Below are 18,148 nucleotides of genomic sequence, written 5' to 3' on the forward strand. Positions count from 1 at the left end.
ACGCGGGGACCGATCTCCGCGGGGAGCGGTACGTCGTCGGTCGTCAGGTGCGTCACGGTGATCCTCTCGGTCCGGCATCGACCCCGGGCGGGCTGCCCGGCCGGTCGGAGAGCCTCCCCCAGTGTCCACGGTCGAGGACGCCGAGAAGTTCCCGCCACGGCGGGCGACGCCGTCGGGCCCGCGCCACGATGGGCCCATGGCCACCACATCCAGCCGGGCGGGCGAGACGGTGAACGTCGGTGGTCACCGCCTGCGGCTCACCAACCTGGACAAGGTCCTCTACCCCGCCACCGGCACGACGAAGGCCGACGTCCTCGCGTACCTCGCGGCCGTCGCCGACGTCATGCTCCCCCACTGCGCCAACCGGCCCGCGACGCGCAAGCGCTGGCCCGACGGCGTCGACGGCCAGGTGTTCTTCCAGAAGAACGCGGGCCAGGGCGTCCCGTCCTGGGTCCGCACGCGCCGCATCCAGCACAAGAGCAGCTCCAACGACTACGTGCTGGTGAACGACCTCGCGACCCTCACGTGGCTCGGCCAGACGGCGTCGCTCGAGCTCCACGTGCCGCAGTGGCAGTTCGGTCGTACCGGGGTCCACCTCGACCCCGACCGGTTGGTCCTCGACCTCGACCCCGGCCCGGGTGCCGGGCTGCCCGAGTGCGCGGAGGTCGCCCGCCAGGCGCGGCAGATCCTCCGGGGCATGGGCCTGGACCCCCTGCCGGTGACGAGCGGGTCCAAGGGCATCCACCTGTACGCCGCGCTCGACGGCAAGCAGGACGCGGCGGCCGTCTCCGCCGTCGCGCACGAGCTCGCGCGCTATCTCGAGGCCGAGCACCCCGACCTCGTCGTGAGCGACATGAAGAAGTCGCTGCGCGGCGGCAAGGTGCTCGTGGACTGGAGCCAGAACAACGGCAACAAGACGACGATCGCGCCGTACTCGCTGCGCGGGCGCGAGCACCCCACCGTCGCCGCGCCGCGCACCTGGGAGGAGCTCGACGACCCGGACCTGCGCCACCTCGACCTCGACGAGGTCGTCGAGCGCGTCCGCACCCTGGGCGACCCGCTCGCCGCGCTCACGCAGGGGCACCTCTCCGCGCTCGAGCCCACGCCCGAGCGCATGGCGACGTTCGAGCGCAAGGGGGGCGCGGCGTCGGGCAGCGGCACCGCGGACGGCGGGCCGGACGACGACGAGCGGCCCGACCGCCTGCACCGGTACCGCTCCATGCGCGACGCCGGGCGCACGCCCGAGCCCGTCCCGGACGAGCCGCCGCCGCCGAGCGCGGGCAACAGCTTCGTCATCCAGGAGCACCACGCCCGCCGCCTGCACTGGGACTTCCGGCTGGAGCACGACGGCGTGCTCGTGAGCTGGGCGCTGCCCCGCGGCGAGCCGACCGACCCGAGGAAGAACCACCTCGCCGTCCAGACCGAGGACCACCCGCTCGCCTACGGGTCCTTCGAGGGCACGATCCCGAAGGGCGAGTACGGCGCCGGCGAGGTGACCATCTGGGACGCCGGCACGTACGAGCTGGAGAAGTGGCGCGACGGCGAGGAGGTCATCGTCACGCTCCACGGCGAGCAGCACGGCACCCGCCGCCTCGCGCTCATCCACACGGGCGGCCGCGACGGCCGCGACGAGGACAACTGGCTCATCCACCTCATGGCACCGAAGCCGGGGCGGCCGGGCGAGAGCCCGCGGGGTCGGGGCGCCGGGGCTCGGGAGGAGGCGCCGGGTCTACCATCCGCGGCTCGTCCCTCGCCGCTCCCGCCAGACCCGCCACGACCCGGCACCTCCTCCCCACCCCCGGCTTCGCGCTCGGCTCGCGGCGCGTCCTCGCCCGACCACGACGAGACGCCGGAGCCGCGGCCGGCGCGGACGGACTGGCGGCCGATGCTCGCGTCGCCCGCGTCGGCGGGCGACCTGCACGACGGCGCCGCGTGGGCGTTCGAGATGAAGTGGGACGGGTTCCGGACGCTCGCGCACGTGTCGCAGGGGCGGGTACGGCTCGTGAGCCGCTCGGGCAAGGACATGACGGTGACGTACCCGGAGCTGCAGGCGCTCGCGGAGCAGGTCCCCGCCGACGCGCTGCCGGTGGTGCTGGACGGGGAGATCGTCGCGCTCGACGCGCGGGGGCGGCCGAGCTTCCGTCGCCTGCAGCAGCGCGCGAACATCGCCAAGCCCGGGGACGTCGCCGCGGCACGGCGGCGGGTCACGGTCGACCTCATGGTGTTCGACGTCCTGGAGACCGGCGGGCGGTCGCTCGCGAAGCGCCCGTACGACGAGCGACGCGAGGTGCTGGAGGACGTGCTGCGCGAGGCCGTCGCCCCGGTGCACGTGCCGCCCGTCTTCGACGGCGACCTGGAGGCCGCGATGGCGACGTCGAAACGGCTGGGGCTGGAGGGTGTCGTCGCGAAGCGGCGCGACGGGACGTACTCGTCGGGCCGTCGCTCGGCGCTGTGGCTGAAGCTCAAGCACGCGCAGTCGCAGGAGGTCGTCGTGGTGGGGTGGCGGCCGGGCCACGGCGAGCGGACGCACCTCGTCGGGTCCCTGCTGCTCGCCGTGCCCGACGACGGCCGGCTCGTCTACGTGGGCCGGGTCGGGTCGGGCTTCACGGACGCCGAGCGACGCGACCTGGTCGCCGAGCTCGACCGGATCGGGCGCTCGACGCCGCCCGCCGTGGGCGTCCCGCGCGAGGACGCGCGCGACGCGCACTGGGTGTCGCCGCGCCGGGTCGCTGAGGTCGTCTACGCGGAGTGGACGGGCGTCGGGGAGGGCGACGGCGACGAGGTCCCCTTCGGCAAGCTGCGCCACCCCGTGTGGAAGGGATGGCGCCGGGACAGGTCGCCGGACGACGTCGTGCTGGAGGCGCCCGCGACGCTCGACGGCTGACCGGCTCCCTCGCACGGGAGGGGGAGCAGCGCCCGGGACGCGGGAGCGATTGGTATACCATTTGGCCATGGTCGTCCCGTCCTCCCTCCACGGTGCCGGCCGGCCCCGGAGCCGTCGGCCGCGACGTGCGGCGGCATGGGTCGCCGCGCTCGGCGTCGCCGTCCTCGCCGCGTGCACGCCCGGCGGAACGGGCGCGGACGCCACGCCCTCCGCACCCCCGAGCCCGACCGCCTCCGCGGAGGGTCCGCAGACGACGCCCGGGGACGAGCCGACGGCCCCCGCGCCCGACACCCCTGCCGGCACCGCCCCCGCCGCCGAGACCCCGCGGTTCCTGCTCGCGACCGAGGCGGAGTCCGACGGTCTCGCGGTCGTCGACCCGACGGTCCGGGAGGGCAGCGCCGTCGTGGACCGTATCGAGGTCGGGGCGGCGCCCTGGGGCGTCACCGTGCACGCCCCGACGATGCGCGCCTACGTCTCGACGGCGCAGGGCGTCGCCGTCGTGGACCTCGCGGCGCGCGAGCGGGTCGACCTCCTCCCCTACCGGGACGCGCCCGCGCGCGTCGCGTTCGGCGAGTACCGCCGCGGCGGCATGGGCATCGCCGTCTCGCCCGACGGCACCCGCGTCCACGTCGCCGTCCACCGCGGCGACTCGTCGACGCTGGAGACGATCGACGTCGCGTCGCGCGAGGTCGTCGCGAGCACCCCCGTGGGACTGCGGCCGTTCGACGTGCTCGTCGCCGCCGACGGCGGCGAGGTCTACACCGTCGACCACGACACGTTCTCCGTGCACGTCGTCGACACCACGACGTTCGAGGCGCGGCGGATCGAGGTCGCGCCGTTCGGCACGGACGACGGCCTGGCGTCGTTCGAGAAGCCCCACTACGCGGTGCTCGACGACGACGGCTCGCTCCTGCTGCCCTACCAGGGCCGCGTGCTGGTCCGCCTCGACCCGGCCACCGGCACGACGACGACCGCGCCCTCGGCCGCGGACAGCCACCAGCACGGCGTCGCGCGCGCTCCCGACGGCCGCGTCGTCGTCGTGGGCAACGGCCCGTTCGGCAACGCCACGGGCGGGCCGAACGTGACGGTGCTCGACCCCGCGACCGGCACCGAGGAAGTCGCCCCGCTCACGCGCCGCCACGAGACCGTGACGACGTGGACCGACCCCGCGACCGGCCGACCGAGCGCCGTGCTCGCCGGCGGGTACACGCAGGCCGAGGCGTGGGACGGCGCGACCGTCGTCGACCTCGCCACGCTCGACACGTACGAGATCCAGATCCCCGGGCGACCCCAGGTCGTCGTCCCGCTCCCGGAAGGACCCGCCGCATGACCACCGCCCGCACCCCCGAGACCGTCACCGTCCTGCGCGACGTCCGCCCCTGGGGCGGCGAGCCGGTCGATCTGCACGTCGCGGACGGCCGCATCGCGGCGGTGACGCCGCACGACCCGGCGGCACCGCGGTCGTCGGGCGCGTCGTCGGGCGCGTCGTCGGGCACGGCGACGGACGACGGCGTCGTCGACGGTCGGGGCCTGCTCGCGCTCCCGGGCCTCGTCAACGCCCACGCGCACGTCGACAAGAGCTGGTGGGGCCGGCCCTGGGTGAGCTACGGCGGCGAGGCGACGACGCAGGGCCGCATCGCGCACGAGCGCGCGCACCGCGACGAGCTCGGCATCCCGGGCGTCGACGTGACGCTCACGGTGCTGCGCGAGCTCGTGCGGCACGGCACGACGGCGATCCGGACCCACGTCGACGTCGACCTCGGCCTGGGGCTGCGCGGCATCGAGGTCGTGCGCGAGGCGCTCGCCACGCTGGGCGGCGCCGTGCACGCCGAGATCGTCGCGTTCCCGCAGGACGGCGTGCTGCGCCGACCGGGCGTGCTCGACCTGCTCGACGCGGCCGCCGCCGCGGGCGCCGAGCACGTCGGCGGGCTCGACCCGGCGTCGATCGACCGCGACCCCGTCGGCCAGCTCGACGGTCTGTTCGCGATCGCCGAGCGGCGCGGGGTCGGGATCGACGTGCACCTCCACGACGGCGGCGACCTCGGCGCGTTCCAGGTCGAGCTCATGATCGACCGCACCCTGCGCGCCGGTCTCCAGGGCAAGGTCAACGTGGCGCACGGCTTCGCGGTCGGCGAGGTCCCGCCGTCACGGCAGGCGGACCTCGTCGCCGCGATGGGCGAGGCGGGCATCACCATGACCACCGTCGCACCGATCGGCGCCGCTCCCCTCCCGGTGCACGCGCTGCGGGCGGCGGGCGTCGCGGTCGGCCTCGGCACGGACGGCATCCGCGACCTGTGGGCCCCCTACGGGACCGGCGACCTCCTCGCGCTGACCACCCAGCTCGCCCGCCTCTCGCGCTTCCGGCACGACGACGAGCTCGTCACCGCCGCGCGCGTCGCGACGTCCGACGCCGCGCGCTTCGTCGGCCGCGACGTCCACGACCTCGTCGTCGGCGCGCCCGCGGACGTGGTGCTCGTCGACGCGGAGAACGTGCCCGACGCCGTCGTGCGCGCCCCGCGCCGCGCGCTGGTCGTCGCGGGCGGCCGGGTCGTGGCCCGCGACGGCGACGTGCTCGTCTGACGCCGTCGCGGGCCCGGAGCCGTCAGGTCCGCTGGGCCCTCGCGTGCGCGAGGGCCCAGCCGAGCGCGTGGTCCGCGACCGCCTCCCACCCCGGTGCCGCGCACGTCCAGTGGTCGCGGCCGGCGAACTCGTAGTACTCGGTGAGCGCGGGCGAGGCCTCCCAGTGCTTCGCGTTCGAACGGTTCACCGACGGCGGCATGATGTGGTCCTGCTCCCCCGCGACGAAGAGCAGGGGCGCCCGGTCCGCGGAGTAGTCGACCCACGTGTCCTGGTGGCCGGGCTTGTAGTTCGCGATGAGCCCGTACTCCCACACCCAGTGGCCCGGCGCGGGGATGGCGTACCGCTCCCACACGGCGTGCGACTCCTCCTCGCTGAGCGTGTTCGTGAACGCGTAGTGGAACTCCTCGGGCGTGAAGCCGACGGCGCGGTGCCGGTTCGCGGGGTTCCGCAGCGCCGGGAAGAGCGAGCGCGCCTGGGACACCGGGCTGACGCGCACGCCCTCGGTGGGCGCCGAGTCCACGACCACGCCGGCGGCGCCGAGGCCGCGCGCGAGCAGGAGCTGGGTGAGCGTGCCCCCGAACGAGTGGCCCATGATGATCGGCGGCGCGTCGAGCGCCTCGATGACGGAGGCCAGGTGGTCCAGCGTCTCCGGGACGGTGAGGTCGGCGATGAGCTGCGGGTTCTCCCGGAGCGCTTCCACCTCGATCTCGAAACCGGGGTAGCCGGGGGTCAGGACGGTGAGCCCCTGCTGCTCGTAGTGCGCGACCCAGCCCTCCCAGCTCCGGGGAGTCATCCAGAGTCCGTGCACGAGCACGACGGTGTCCGGGCGAGGGTCGGGAGGCGACCCGGCGGGTGCCTCGGCGGGGGTCTGGGAGCGGTCGACGTCGGTCATGGCCGGTTCCTCTCGGGCTCGGTGGCGGTGGAGAAGAGCAGGGACGCCACGTCGCGTCCCCCGGCCGGCACCCCGCCGACCTGTCCTTCGAGAACTGTGCGCGGAGCCCTGCGTCGGACGCTACCGGTCGCCGGGGGCCGCGCGACAGACCCCCGGGCCCCACCGCGTCGATGAGTTTGCGGGCTCGGGTGCGTCTACCCCGCGACACCCCTCGGGCCCGGCGCCCGCGACACCGGAGGACCGCATGAGCACCCAGATCTTCGTCAACCTGCCCGTCCAGGACCTCGAGGCGGCCAAGACGTTCTACACCGCGCTGGGGTACACGGTGGACGAGCAGTTCACGGACGAGAACGCGTCCTCGATCGTCCTCAGCGACACGATCTACGTGATGCTCCTCACCGCGGAGTTCGCGCAGCGGTTCACGAACAAGGCGATCGCCGACGCGACCGCCACGACCGAGGTCATCAACGCGCTGAGCGTGGGCTCGCGCGCCGAGGTCGACCGGCTCGCCGACGCCGCGTTCGCCGCCGGTGCGACGGCGGTCAAGGACCCGCAGGAGGAGGGCGGTTTCATGTACTCGCGGAGCTTCGCCGACCTCGACGGGCACCAGTGGGAGGTCCTCTTCATGGACCCCACGGCGTTCGAGGGCTGACCGCGCCGCGGGAATCCGTCGAGCGTCCGCGGGGTTGCCGCCCGTATGCGAGCCATCACCTACTCCCGCTACGGCGGCCCCGACGTCCTCGAGACGACCGACCTCCCGACCCCGAAGGTCGGGCCCGACTCCGTCCTCGTGCGCGTGCGCGCGGCGAGCGTGAACCCGGTGGACTGGAAGGTCCGCGAGGGATATCTCGACCAGGTCATGGACGCGGTCTTCCCCGTCGTGCCCGGCTGGGACGTCGCCGGCGTCGTCGAGCGCGTGGGCCTCGACACCCCCGAGCTCCAGGTCGGCGACGAGGTGTACGGGTACGTGCGCAAGGACGTCGTGGGCGGCGAGGTCTCGGGCGGCACGTTCGCCGAGCTCGTCGCGGCGCCCGTCCGGACGCTGGCCCGCAAGCCGGCGGCGTGGTCGTTCGAGGAGGCGGCGGCCGTCCCCCTCGCGGGCCTCACGGCGTACCAGACCATCCGGCGCACCGGTCTCGCCGCCGGGCAGACGGTGCTCGTGCACGCCGCCGCGGGCGGGGTCGGGTCGTTCGCCGTCCAGATCGCGAAGGCGCTCGGGGCACGCGTCCTCGGGACGGCGTCGGAGCGCAACCACGACTTCCTGCGGTCGCTCGGCGCGGAGCCGGTGACGTACGGCGACGGGCTCGCGGAGCGGGTCCGGGCGCTCGCGCCCGACGGCGTGGACGTCGTCCTCGACTACGTGGGCGGCGACGCGCTCGACTCGGTCCCGCAGGTGCTGCGCGACGGCGGCACGGTCGCCTCGATCACCGACGCCCGGGCACGCGACGAGCTGGGCGGGCACTACGTGTGGGTGCGCCCCGACGCGGCCGACCTCGCCGAGCTCGCGCGGCTCGGCGACGAGGGCCTGCTGCGGCCGGAGGTCGCGGAGGTCTTCGACCTCGCCGACGCCGCCGACGCGCACCGCGCGAGCCAGTCCGGGCACGTGCGCGGCAAGGTCGTCGTCCGGGTCTGACCCCGCGCGACCGGCCCGGGCGACGCCCGATCGACCCGCCGCGGGCCGGTCCCGCACGCCCGGGTCGGTCGGGCTGCGACCCTTCAGGCGGTCCGCGGCTCGTCCCTCAGCTCCCGCAGCGGCGACGTGAGGTCGCCGCCCGCGTCGCCCGTGTTGACCGTCCCCTGCCGCTCGACGAGCACCGCGGAGGTCTCGACGACGGCGCGCGGCCGGTGCTCGACGCCCCGCGGCACCACGAACAGGTCGTGCGGCCCCAGCACGACCGCCCGCTCGACGCCGCCGTCGCGCAGGTCGATCGTCAGCTCGCCGTCGAGCACGAGGAACAGCTCGTCGGTCTCGGGGTGCGTGTGCCAGACGAACTCGCCCAGCACCTTCACCACCTTGACGTCGGCGTCGTTGAGGCTCGCCACGCGGTGCGGCTGCCAGTGCCCGTCGAACGTGTCGAGGGCGGCGAGGAGGTTGCGCACGTCGGTCATGCGACCACCCTGCCACTCGCGGCCCGACCCGGACCGCCACGACCGAGACCGACCCGGCCGCCCGAGCGGGCCGAGCGGGGGGCGACGTCGGGCCGCTCGGGTCGATCTCGGCGGCGCACGGTGCCACGCTGGGCTCATGTCGAGCACCGATGCCGCACGTCCGGGGGCCGCGTTCGGTCCCGAGGTCTACGCCGCGCGCCGCGAGCGCGCCGCCGCGCACGCGCGGGAGGCCGGGCTCGCCGGGCTGCTCGTCTCGCCCGGCCCCGACCTCGCGTACTTCACCGGGTACGCGCCGCCGGAGACGGAGCGGCTGACGCTGCTCACGATCCCCGCCGAGGGGACCGGGACGGCGGGCGGTGCGTCCGTCGTCGTGCCGCTGCTCGAGCGGGGCGACCTGGCCTCCGCCCCGGGCGCGGAGGGCCTCGACGTCGTGACGTGGCGCGACGGCGACGACGAGCACGACGCCGCGGCGCGCCTCCTCGCCAGGGACGGTGCCTACGCCGTCTCGGACGCCACGTGGGCGCTGCACGTGCTCGGGCTCGAGCGCGCGCTGCCCGGCGCCCGCTTCACCGCCTTCTCCGACACCGTCCCGACGCTGCGGGCCGTCAAGGACGCGGCGGAGGTCGAGCGCCTCGCCGCGGCGGGCGCGGCCGCCGACGCCGCGTTCGCGGACGTCCTGGGCGTCGCGTTCGCCGGTCGGCGCGAGCGGGACGTCGCGGCGGACCTCGACCGGTTCCTGCGCGAGCACGGGCACGAGCAGGTCGACTTCACGCTCGTCTGCTCCGGCCCGAACGGCGCCGACCCGCACCACGACGCGGGCGACCGCGTCATCGAGCCCGGCGACCTCGTCGTGCTCGACTTCGGCGGCCTGCGCGACGGGTACGGGTCGGACACCTCCCGGACGGTGCTCGTCGCGGGCGGCACGGACGACGGCCTCGCGGCCCTGCAGCGCGAGGTCTACGACGTCGTCCGGCGCGCGCAGCAGGCCGGGGTCGACGCGGTGCGCCCGGGCGCCACGTGCCAGGACGTCGACCGCGCCGCGCGCGCCGTCATCGTCGACGCGGGCTACGGCGAGCAGTTCGTCCACCGCACCGGTCACGGCATCGGCACGACGACGCACGAGCCGCCGTACATGGTGGAGGGCGAGGACCGCCCGGTCGAGCCCGGCATGTGCTTCTCCGTCGAGCCGGGCGTCTACCTGCCCGGCCGCTTCGGCGTCCGGATCGAGGACATCGTCGTCGCGTTCCCGCCGGACGTGCCCGACGGCGCACGTCGCCTCAACACCTCGACCCACGACCTGCAGACGGTGCGCTAGCCGACGGCACGGCGGGCTCGGTACGTGGAGTCGGCACCCCCGCCTCAGCCGCTCCCGGCCTGACCGGCGCCGGCGGCGCGCACGCGGTCGTTGCGGATGCCGACCCAGCTGAGCACGCCGCCGAGGACGAGCAGGGCCGCCGTGACGAGGAGCGAGCGGTGGAAGCCGTCGAGGTCGAGCACGCCGCCCACGATCACCCCCGCGAACGCGATGACGACGAGCCCCGCGACGCGCGACACCGCGTTGTTCACCGCGGAGCCGATGCCGGCGTCGGCCGCGGGGATCGAGCCGAGGATCGCCGACGTCAGCGGCGCGACCGTCATCGCGAGGCCGAGGCCGAAGAGCACGAGACCCGGCAGGACCTGGGCGACGTAGACGGCGTCGTCGGTCGTCGTGAGCAGGAGGAGGTAGCCCGCACCGCCGACGATCGGGCCGAGCGTCATGAACAGGCGCGGCCCGTAGCGGCCCGCGAGCGCCCCGAAGCGCGTCGAGAGCGCGAGGAGCACGAGCGTGACGGGGAGCTGGGCGAGCCCGGCGGCGGTCGCGCTGTACCCGCCGACCTGCTGGAGGAAGAGCGTGACGACGAACCCGCCGAAGTACAGCGCGCCGTAGATCGCCGCGGTCGCGAGGTTGCCCCACGCGAAGTTGCGCACCCGGAACAGGCGCGGCGGCAGCATCGGGTCCGGAGCACGACGCTCCCACCCCACGAACGCGGCCAGGCACGCCACCCCGACGGCGAACGGCGCCCACACGACGGGGCTCGCCCACCCGAAGCGGCCCTGCTCGATGAGGGCGAACACCGTCCCCGCGAGCCCGACGGCGGCGAGCGTCGCCCCGAGCGTGTCGATGCGCCGTCGTCCGCCCGGGCCGGCCGCGGAGCCCGGCTCCTCCGCCGCGGACCGCGGGACGCCGCGCAGCAGCCACAGCGTGACCGCGACGGGCAGCACGCTGATCCAGAAGACCCAGCGCCACGAGATCGCGTCGATGAGGATGCCGCCGAGCAGCGGCCCGACGAGCGACGCGGTGCTGGTCCACGCGGTCCAGGAGCCGATCGCCCGGGCCTGCCGCTCGCCGTCGAACGTCGAGATGATCATGGCGAGCGAGCTGGGCACGAGCAGGGCGCCCGCGACGCCCTGGAGGCCGCGCGCGACGACGAGGACGAGGCCGTCGGGTGCGAGCGCGCACGCCACGGACGTCACGGCGAACCCGACGAGGCCGATCGCCATGATGCGGCGTCGCCCGTGGACGTCGGAGAGCGACCCGGCCAGGAGGATCAGCGCGCCGAGCGTGATCATGTAGGCGTCGACGACCCACTGCTGCAGTGCAAGACCCGTGACCGGCCCGGTGGTGAGCTCGGCGGAGATCGCGGGCAGCGCGACGTTGACCACCGAGCCGTCCAGGAACGACACGAACGACGCGAGGACCGCGACCACCAGCACCCGCTGCTGCACCGTCACGCCCTCACGCTACGACGGACGCGGCGGACGGGCATCAGGCGTTGGGCGCGACGCCCGTCCCCGCCCCTCGGCGGCGCGGCACGACGCGCGCCGTCGCCGTCGGCCCGGCGGGCCCGGGAACCTCCTCGACCTCGAGGCCGGCGTCCGCGATCAGCGCGAGGTCCGCGGCGGCGTCCTGCCCCTCGGCCGTGAGGTAGTCACCGAGGAACAGCGAGCTCGCCACGTGCAGGGCGAGCGGCTGCAGGGCCCGCAGGTGGAGCTCCCGCCCGGCGCCCAGACGGAGCTCGGCCCGGGGCAGCGCAAACCGTGCGGCGGCGAGGATCCGCAGGCAGTGCTGCGGCGTGAGGTCGTTGCGCGCGGCGAGCGGCGTCCCCTCGAAGGGCACGAGGAAGTTGACCGGGACGGAGTCCGGGTCGAGCGCCCGCAGCTCCAGGAGCACGTCGACGAGCTGCTCGGGGGTCTCCCCCGCCCCCGCGATGAGTCCCGAGCAGGCCGACAGCCCGGCGCCCTGGACGCGCCGGACGGTCGCGACGCGGTCTGCGTGGTCGTGGGTCGTGCAGATCTCGGGATACGCGTCCTCCGACGCGTTGAGGTTGTGGTTGTAGGCGTGCGCGCCCGCGTCGCGCAGCTGCTCGGCCTGTCCGTCGGACAGCAGCCCGAGGCACGCGCAGACCTCGACGCCGGGGTGTTCCTCGACGATCCGGGCGACGACCCCGCAGACGCGGGCCACGTCGCGCTCCGTGGGGCCGCGCCCGCTCGCCACGAGGCACACGCGCGACGCCCCGGCGTCGATCCCCGCGCGCGCCGCGCCGAGCGCCTCGGGCGCCCGGAGCCACGTGTACCGCAGGATCTCCGCGGAGGACCCGAGACGCTGGGAGCAGTACGTGCAGTCCTCGGGGCAGAGCCCGGACTTGAGGTTGACGAGGTAGGCGAGCTTCACGCGCCGGCCGAACCACCGGCGTCGGACCCGGGCGGCCGCCGCGACGACGTCGAGGAGGTCGTCGTCACCCGTCTCGAGGACGGCGAGGAGGCTGTCCGCGGAGGGCACCGCCCCGTGCGTCGTGGCGGAGACGAGGTCGTCGAGCAGCGCGGCGAGGTCCGGGTCCATGGGTCGATCGTGGCGACGCGCGCCGCGCGGGCTCGTGCACGGCCTCTCCAACGTCGCACCCCGCCGACGAGCGAGCCCGACGACGTGGTGGTGGCGGCCCACAAGGCGGGGGCGGCCCGGCCGTCGTGATCCTCCAGGCGCGGCCTGCGCAGACCGGGACGCCGAGACTCGCCCGGACCATACCTAGCGGTAGGTATGGTCGGACGCTAGGCTGCTCACGTGCACTCCGGAACGAGCCATGAGTCGCGCGCTGACGCGCCCGGCTCGAACCGCGACCGCCTCGTCGCCGCCGCGCAGGAGCTGTTCTGGGCCCAGGGTGTCGGCGCGACGAGCCCGCGCCAGGTCCTCGCCGCGAGCGGGGTCGGGCAGGGCAGCCTCTACCACCACTTCCCCACGAAGCACGACCTCGCCGCGGCGGCCGTGCACGCCACGACGACCGCGGGCCTCGACGCAGCGCGCCGCGACCTCGGCGCACCGGGCTCCGCCGTCGAGCGTCTCGTCCGCTATCTCGAACGGCCGCGGCCCGCGCTCGCCGGCTGCAAGGTCGGACGCCTCGTGAGCGACCAGGCCGTCATGGACGACACCGCGCTCGCCGCGGAGGTCCGCACCTACTTCCGCGGGCTCGTCGACCTGGCCGCCGCCGTCCTCGTCGAGGGCGGGCTGCCCGACGACGCGGCGCGCGACCGCGCCCTCGCCGCCGTCGCGGTGGTGCAGGGCGGCTACGTCCTCGCGCGCGCCCTCGACGACCCGGACGCGATGACCGCCGCCGCGCGGGGCTTCGTCGCGCTGCTCGACCCGCTCACGACCACCCCGGAGGACGCATGACCGACGCCGACCGCCCGTCCCTGCGCGAACGCCTGCGGGCCCTGCCCGTCTTCGGCCCGGACCTCCCCGGCCTCGACGTCGACGCCGCACCCGACGACCCGGGCGCGCTCTTCGTCCGCTGGCTCGACGACGCGATCGACGCCGGGCTGCCCGCACCGCACGCCGCCACGCTCTCGACCGCCGACGCGAGCGGCCGCGTGGACGCCCGGACCCTCATCCTCAAGGATCTCGACGGCGACGGGTGGGTCTTCGCCACGCGCGCCGACTCCCCCAAGGGCGTCGCGCTCGCGCAGAACCCGAACGCCGCCCTGACGTTCCTCTGGCGCGAGCACGGGCGGCAGGTCCGCGTGCGCGGGCCCGTCGTGCCCCTGGACGCCGAGACGTCCGCCGCGGACTTCCGGGACCGGTCCGACTTCTCCCGCGCGACCGCTCTGGCGGGGTCGCAGAGCGCCCCGCTGCCGTCCCGCACCACGTACCGCGAGGCGTGGGACGCCGCCCTCGACCGCGTGCGGGCGCAGCCCGGGCTCGTCCTCGACGCGTGGACCGCCTACGCGCTCGACGCGACGAGCGTGGAGTTCTGGGCCTCGTCGGGCGCGGGCCAGACCCGCCTCCGCTACACCGCGGCGTCCGGCGCGCCGACCACCTGGACGAAGGAGCTGTTGTGGCCCTGACCGACACCCCCGCCCTCACCCCGCCCGACGTCGAGGAGGTCCGGAGCGACGCGCGCGCCGCTCTCGACGCGGTGACCGACGCGGCGCGCGGGCTCGACGCCGCCGGGCTCGACGCGCCGTCGGCCCTGCCCGGGTGGTCGCGCAGCCACGTGCTCGCGCACGTCACCGCCATCGGCGAGGCCATGGCGCGGCAGGCCGAGCGCGCCGCCGACGGTGAGCTCGTCGAGGTGTACGACGGCGGCGCGGCCGGGCGCGAGGCCGGCATCCGGACGGGCGCGCTGCGCTCGGCCGCGCAGCACGTCGCGGCGCTCGACGCGCTGGCGGACCGCCTCGACGCCGCGTGGCCCGCCGCCGGGTCAGCCGGGTGGGCGGCGCCGGTGACCTACCGCGACGGCACGGTCACGGACGCGCTCGTGGCCTGGTGGCGCGAGGTGCGGATCCACGCCGTCGACCTCGACGCGGGCGTCGGGCTCGACACGTGGCCTCCCGCGCTCGGTCTCCACCTCCTCGACTTCCTCGGGGTGCGGCTCGCGGACGACGTCGTGGTCGAGCTCGCCGGAGAACCGGCTGACCTCGTCGTGGGCCCCGGCGGCCTGCGTGCGGGACCGGGCGGCCGCCGTGCGGCTGCCGAACCCGGGGCCGCGCCTGGGGCCGCGTCCGGGCCCGGCCGGGGGGCCGTCGTCGTCCACGGCAACCTCAGCGACGTCGCCGCCTGGCTCGCCGGCCGAGCTCCCACCACCGAGCCCACCGCCCGCCTCGCGGGCGAGCCCGTGAGCCTCCCCGAGATCGGCCCCTGGCCCTCCCCGTACTCCCCGCCGCAGGACGCCCCCGCCCCCACGAGGTAGAGCCTCGGTACGCCGAGGTGGAGCCGTGGTCGACTGCCTCGGGGGAACCGCGGCTCCACCCTGCGAGACCAGAGCTCTACCTCGCGGGACCAGAGCTCTACCTCGCGGGACCAGAGCTCTACCTGGGCGGATGCGGCGGATCGCGCGGTACGAGACGTCCGACCTGCCCGGGTCGGGACCGAGGTCCCGCGAAAGTGTGACGCACGCCCGTGACGCACCGCACAGTTAGTGCACTCTTTCACAAGCGTAGGATCGACATGTGTCGAGTCGAGCGAGCAACCCCGCAAGCAGCGCAGACCAGATCGACGTAGCCCTCATCGGCGGTGGCATCATGAGCGCCACGCTCGGGGCACTCCTGAAGGTCTTGGAGCCCACCTGGACGGTGCGCATCTACGAGCGCCTGGACGCCGTGGCGCAGGAGTCGTCGAACCCGTGGAACAACGCCGGGACGGGTCATGCCGCCCTGTGCGAGCTGAACTACACGCCGGAGAAGCCGGACGGCTCGATCGACATCACCAAGGCGGTGAAGATCAACGAGCAGTTCGAGGTGTCGCGCGAGTTCTGGCACCACCTGCTCACGACGGGCGCCCTGCCGCAGCCCGCGAGCTTCATCTCCCGCACCCCGCACATGACGTTCGTGCGCGGCGCGGAGAACGTCGACTACCTGCGTCGCCGCTTCGAGACCCTGCGCCGCCACCCGCTGTTCAGCGAGCTCGAGTTCACGGACGACCCGGCGGTCATCGCCGAGTGGGCCCCGCTCCTGGTCGCCGAGCGCGACGGCGACGAGCCGGTCGCGGCGACGCGCGCGACGAGCGGGACGGACGTCGACTTCGGCGCCCTCACCGAGCAGCTCGTCGACTACCTCGTCTCGGAGGGCACGCAGCTCTACCTCGAGCACGAGGTCAAGAACCTCAAGAAGACGAAGGACGGCCGCTGGCGCCTGACGGTCAAGGACCGCTCGTGGAACGCCCCGAAGCGCCGCTCGACGGTCGAGGCCCGGTTCGTGTTCGTCGGTGCCGGCGGCGGCGCGCTGCCGCTCCTCCAGGCGGCCGGCATCCCCGAGGCGAAGGGCTACGGCGGCTTCCCCATCAGCGGCGAGTTCCTCCGCACGGACGACCCGGCGCTCGTCGCCCAGCACCAGGCGAAGGTCTACGGCAAGGCCGACGTCGGCTCGCCGCCCATGTCGGTCCCGCACCTGGACACGCGCGTCGTCGAGGGCAAGACGTACCTCATGTTCGGCCCCTACGCCGGGTTCAGCCCCAAGTACCTCAAGAAGGGCAAGTACCTCGGGCTGTTCACGTCGCTGCGCCTGCACAACCTCGGCTCGATGGTCGGCGCGGGCCTGAAGAACCTCGACCTCACCCAGTACCTGGTCGGCCAGCTCCTCGCGAGCCCGGAGACCAAGTTCACCGCGCTCCAGGGCTTCATGCCGACGGCCCACCCCAAGGACTGGGAGACCATCACCGCGGGCCAGCGCGTCCAGGTGATCAAGAAGGACAAGGACGGCAAGGGCGTCCTCGAGTTCGGCACCGAGGTCATCGCGGCGTCCGACGGCTCGATCGCCGGCCTGCTCGGCGCCTCGCCGGGCGCCTCGACGGCCGTCCCCGCGATGATCGACCTGCTCGAGCGCTGCTTCCCCGCCCGCTTCACCAAGTGGCGCCCCGAGCTCGCGACGATGATCCCGAGCCTCGGCCACGCTCCGTGGGAGGCGCACGAGCTCGAGGGCCTCGACCAGCTCACGGGCGACGCGGACGTCGACGCGGTCGGCTCTCGCGCCTGACCCGAGCGACACCCTCTCCCCCACGAACGGCCCGGACCTCCGCGAGGTCCGGGCCGTTCGTGCGCCCGGAGCCGCTGCACGCGGTCGCCGCGCACGACCGCGCTGCACGACTCCGCGCGGGGGCTCACTGCGCGGGGGCTCACTGCGCGGGGGCTCACTGCGCGAGCGGCGTGCCCCGGGTCCCCGGCCGCCGCGGCGCGTTCGCGCCGGGGCGACCGCCCGGCACGGCAGGCGCGGCGCGCACGCCGTCGCGCACGGCGGGGTTCGGCACGACGCGCCGCAGCACGACCTCGGCCGCGACCTCGTGCGGGTCGACGACGGCCCCCGGCTCGACCGGGCGCGACGCGGCGGCGCGCAGGTCGGCGTCGAGCCGCTGCGCGTCGCGGTCCCAGCGCTCGCCGTGCACCGACCGGTCCTCACGCGCGTCCCACGCGGCGCCGCCCGGCCACGCGCCGTCGGACCCGGCGGGGAACCATGGTCGCGCGGGATCCTCACGTCGGACCGCGAGGGCCGCGACCGTCGGGCCGACGACGAGGAGAAGAACCACCACACCCCAGAAGATGTCCATGGCTCCACCCTCCCGGCGCACGAGCGGACCGACGAGTGGCAGCACTGACACCTCTCGACAAGATCCTGCCAGCGGCGTAGCGTGCCGGTCATGGTGCGATCCGTCGCGGCCGTCGTGTGCGACGGCCTGGCCCCGTTCGAGTTCGGCGTCGTGTGCGAGGTCTTCGGCCTCGACCGCAGCGACGACGGCGTCCCGTCGTTCGACTTCCGCGTGTGCGGGCCGGTCGCGGGACGCCCGGTCCGCACGTCGGTGGGCGCGCACGTCGTGCCCGACCACGACCTGTCCGCGACGGACGACGTCGACCTGGTCGTCGTGCCCGCGATCCGCATCGGGACCGACTACCCGCCCGAGGTGCTCGACGCCGTCCGCCGCGCGTCCGACCGCGGCGCCCTGCTGCTCAGCGTGTGCTCGGGCGTGTTCGTGCTCGCGGCCGCGGGCGTCATCGAGGGGCGGCGGGTGACGACGCACTGGATGCACGCCGACGAGCTGCGGCGCCGCTACCCGAGCCTCGACATCGACCCCGACGTGCTCTTCGTCGACGACGGCAACCTCATCACGAGCGCGGGCACGGCGGCGGGCATCGACGCGTGCCTGCACCTCGTGCGCCGCGAGCTCGGGGCACGGGTGGCCAACACGATCGCCCGCCGCATGGTCGTGCCGCCCCAGCGCGACGGCGGGCAGCGCCAGTTCATCGAGCGCCCGGTCCCGGAGTGCGAGGAGGACTCGTTCGGGGAGCTGCTGGAGTGGATGACCGAGCACCTCGACGAGCCGCTGACGGTGCGCGACCTCGCCCGCCGGGCCCACACCTCCGAGCGCACGTTCGCGCGCGCGTTCGTCGCGCAGACCGGGACGACCCCCCTCGCGTGGCTCACGTCGCAGCGCGTGGCGCACGCGCAGTCGCTGCTGGAGGAGTCGTCGCTCGACCTGGAGGAGGTCGCGCGCCGCAGCGGCTTCGGGTCGGCCGCGCTCCTGCGGCACCACTTCCGCCGGGCGGTCGGGATCACGCCGACGGAGTACCGCCAGACCTTCCGGTTCGCCGCCTGACGCCGTCGGAGACGTGTCGCTCCTTCGCGACTCCTTCACCCGCCCCCCTCGCGCGCGCAACCTACGGTCC

Annotated in this window: 16 protein-coding genes; 11 read left to right on the top strand and 5 right to left on the bottom strand. The window is 75.1% G+C overall.

Annotated features, from left to right (window positions below; translation table 11 throughout):
- Nucleotides 1-196 precede the first annotated feature (196 nt).
- The 3 genes from AC3WT4_RS03045 (at nucleotide 197) to AC3WT4_RS03055 (ending at nucleotide 5,464) form a co-directional block, all read left to right on the top strand.
- Nucleotides 197-2,884 carry an ATP-dependent DNA ligase gene (locus AC3WT4_RS03045; RefSeq protein ID WP_492314679.1) on the top strand — a complete coding sequence of 896 codons (2,688 nt, stop codon included), beginning with the start codon at nucleotides 197-199 and terminating at the stop codon, nucleotides 2,882-2,884.
- A gap of 67 nt (nucleotides 2,885-2,951) precedes the next feature.
- Nucleotides 2,952-4,214, top strand: coding sequence for a YncE family protein (locus AC3WT4_RS03050; RefSeq protein WP_492314680.1), 1,263 nt, complete (start codon nucleotides 2,952-2,954; stop codon nucleotides 4,212-4,214).
- Nucleotides 4,211-5,464, top strand: coding sequence for an amidohydrolase (locus AC3WT4_RS03055; RefSeq protein WP_492314681.1), 1,254 nt, complete (start codon nucleotides 4,211-4,213; stop codon nucleotides 5,462-5,464). The genes AC3WT4_RS03050 and AC3WT4_RS03055 overlap by 4 nt, the downstream gene beginning before the upstream one ends.
- A 22-nt stretch (nucleotides 5,465-5,486) precedes the next feature.
- Here the strand turns inward: AC3WT4_RS03055 and AC3WT4_RS03060 are convergent, their stop codons facing one another.
- The gene (locus AC3WT4_RS03060) at nucleotides 5,487-6,356 is read right to left on the bottom strand and encodes an alpha/beta hydrolase (RefSeq protein ID WP_492314682.1); all 870 of its coding nucleotides are present in this window, start codon (nucleotides 6,354-6,356) and stop codon (nucleotides 5,487-5,489) included.
- A 244-nt stretch (nucleotides 6,357-6,600) separates the two neighbouring features.
- Between AC3WT4_RS03060 and AC3WT4_RS03065 the strand changes: the two genes are divergently transcribed.
- Complete coding sequence (locus AC3WT4_RS03065) at nucleotides 6,601-7,008, top strand: VOC family protein (RefSeq protein ID WP_074809769.1); 408 nt, start codon at nucleotides 6,601-6,603, stop codon at nucleotides 7,006-7,008.
- 45 nt (nucleotides 7,009-7,053) lie between these two features.
- Nucleotides 7,054-7,989 (top strand): NADP-dependent oxidoreductase, encoded by a 936-nt coding sequence (locus AC3WT4_RS03070; RefSeq protein WP_074809770.1) that lies wholly within the window; start codon nucleotides 7,054-7,056, stop codon nucleotides 7,987-7,989.
- 83 nt (nucleotides 7,990-8,072) lie between these two features.
- Here the strand turns inward: AC3WT4_RS03070 and AC3WT4_RS03075 are convergent, their stop codons facing one another.
- Nucleotides 8,073-8,465, bottom strand: coding sequence for a cupin domain-containing protein (locus tag AC3WT4_RS03075; RefSeq protein ID WP_492314683.1), 393 nt, complete (start codon nucleotides 8,463-8,465; stop codon nucleotides 8,073-8,075).
- A 136-nt stretch (nucleotides 8,466-8,601) separates the two neighbouring features.
- On the opposite strand from AC3WT4_RS03075, the gene AC3WT4_RS03080 reads away from it, so the two are divergent.
- Nucleotides 8,602-9,780, top strand: coding sequence for a M24 family metallopeptidase (locus AC3WT4_RS03080; RefSeq protein ID WP_492314684.1), 1,179 nt, complete (start codon nucleotides 8,602-8,604; stop codon nucleotides 9,778-9,780).
- Nucleotides 9,781-9,824: 44 nt separating this feature from the next.
- Here AC3WT4_RS03080 and AC3WT4_RS03085 read toward each other — a convergent pair whose 3' ends face one another.
- Nucleotides 9,825-11,237: an MFS transporter gene (locus AC3WT4_RS03085; protein WP_492314685.1), complete on the bottom strand. Its 1,413-nt coding sequence runs from the start codon at nucleotides 11,235-11,237 to the stop codon at nucleotides 9,825-9,827.
- A gap of 34 nt (nucleotides 11,238-11,271) precedes the next feature.
- Complete coding sequence (bioB, locus tag AC3WT4_RS03090) at nucleotides 11,272-12,345, bottom strand: biotin synthase BioB (protein ID WP_492314686.1); 1,074 nt, start codon at nucleotides 12,343-12,345, stop codon at nucleotides 11,272-11,274.
- A 219-nt stretch (nucleotides 12,346-12,564) separates the two neighbouring features.
- Here bioB and AC3WT4_RS03095 point away from each other — a divergent pair, with 219 nt between their 5' ends.
- The 4 genes from AC3WT4_RS03095 to mqo all read left to right on the top strand — a co-directional run bounded on the left by AC3WT4_RS03095 (nucleotide 12,565) and on the right by mqo (nucleotide 16,466).
- Nucleotides 12,565-13,170, top strand: a complete 606-nt coding sequence (locus tag AC3WT4_RS03095) for a TetR/AcrR family transcriptional regulator (protein ID WP_492314687.1) — start codon at nucleotides 12,565-12,567, stop codon at nucleotides 13,168-13,170.
- On the top strand, nucleotides 13,167-13,841 hold the full coding sequence (locus tag AC3WT4_RS03100) for a pyridoxine/pyridoxamine 5'-phosphate oxidase (RefSeq protein WP_400112862.1): 675 nt from the start codon (nucleotides 13,167-13,169) through the stop codon (nucleotides 13,839-13,841). The genes AC3WT4_RS03095 and AC3WT4_RS03100 overlap by 4 nt, the downstream gene beginning before the upstream one ends.
- The gene (locus AC3WT4_RS03105; protein ID WP_492314688.1) at nucleotides 13,832-14,686 is read left to right on the top strand and encodes a maleylpyruvate isomerase family mycothiol-dependent enzyme; all 855 of its coding nucleotides are present in this window, start codon (nucleotides 13,832-13,834) and stop codon (nucleotides 14,684-14,686) included. Before AC3WT4_RS03100 ends, AC3WT4_RS03105 begins: the two co-directional genes overlap by 10 nt.
- Nucleotides 14,687-14,945: 259 nt before the next feature.
- Complete coding sequence (gene mqo, locus AC3WT4_RS03110) at nucleotides 14,946-16,466, top strand: malate dehydrogenase (quinone) (protein WP_074809777.1); 1,521 nt, start codon at nucleotides 14,946-14,948, stop codon at nucleotides 16,464-16,466.
- Nucleotides 16,467-16,620: 154 nt separating this feature from the next.
- Here the strand turns inward: mqo and AC3WT4_RS03115 are convergent, their stop codons facing one another.
- Entirely contained in the window at nucleotides 16,621-17,034 is a 414-nt protein-coding gene (locus tag AC3WT4_RS03115; protein WP_492314689.1) for a hypothetical protein, read from the bottom strand.
- A gap of 90 nt (nucleotides 17,035-17,124) precedes the next feature.
- Here AC3WT4_RS03115 and AC3WT4_RS03120 point away from each other — a divergent pair, with 90 nt between their 5' ends.
- Nucleotides 17,125-18,078: a helix-turn-helix domain-containing protein gene (locus AC3WT4_RS03120; RefSeq protein ID WP_257418788.1), complete on the top strand. Its 954-nt coding sequence runs from the start codon at nucleotides 17,125-17,127 to the stop codon at nucleotides 18,076-18,078.
- Nucleotides 18,079-18,148 lie beyond the last annotated feature (70 nt).

The sequence above is a fragment of the Cellulosimicrobium sp. EB106-03-01-XG111 genome (assembly GCF_058792115.1).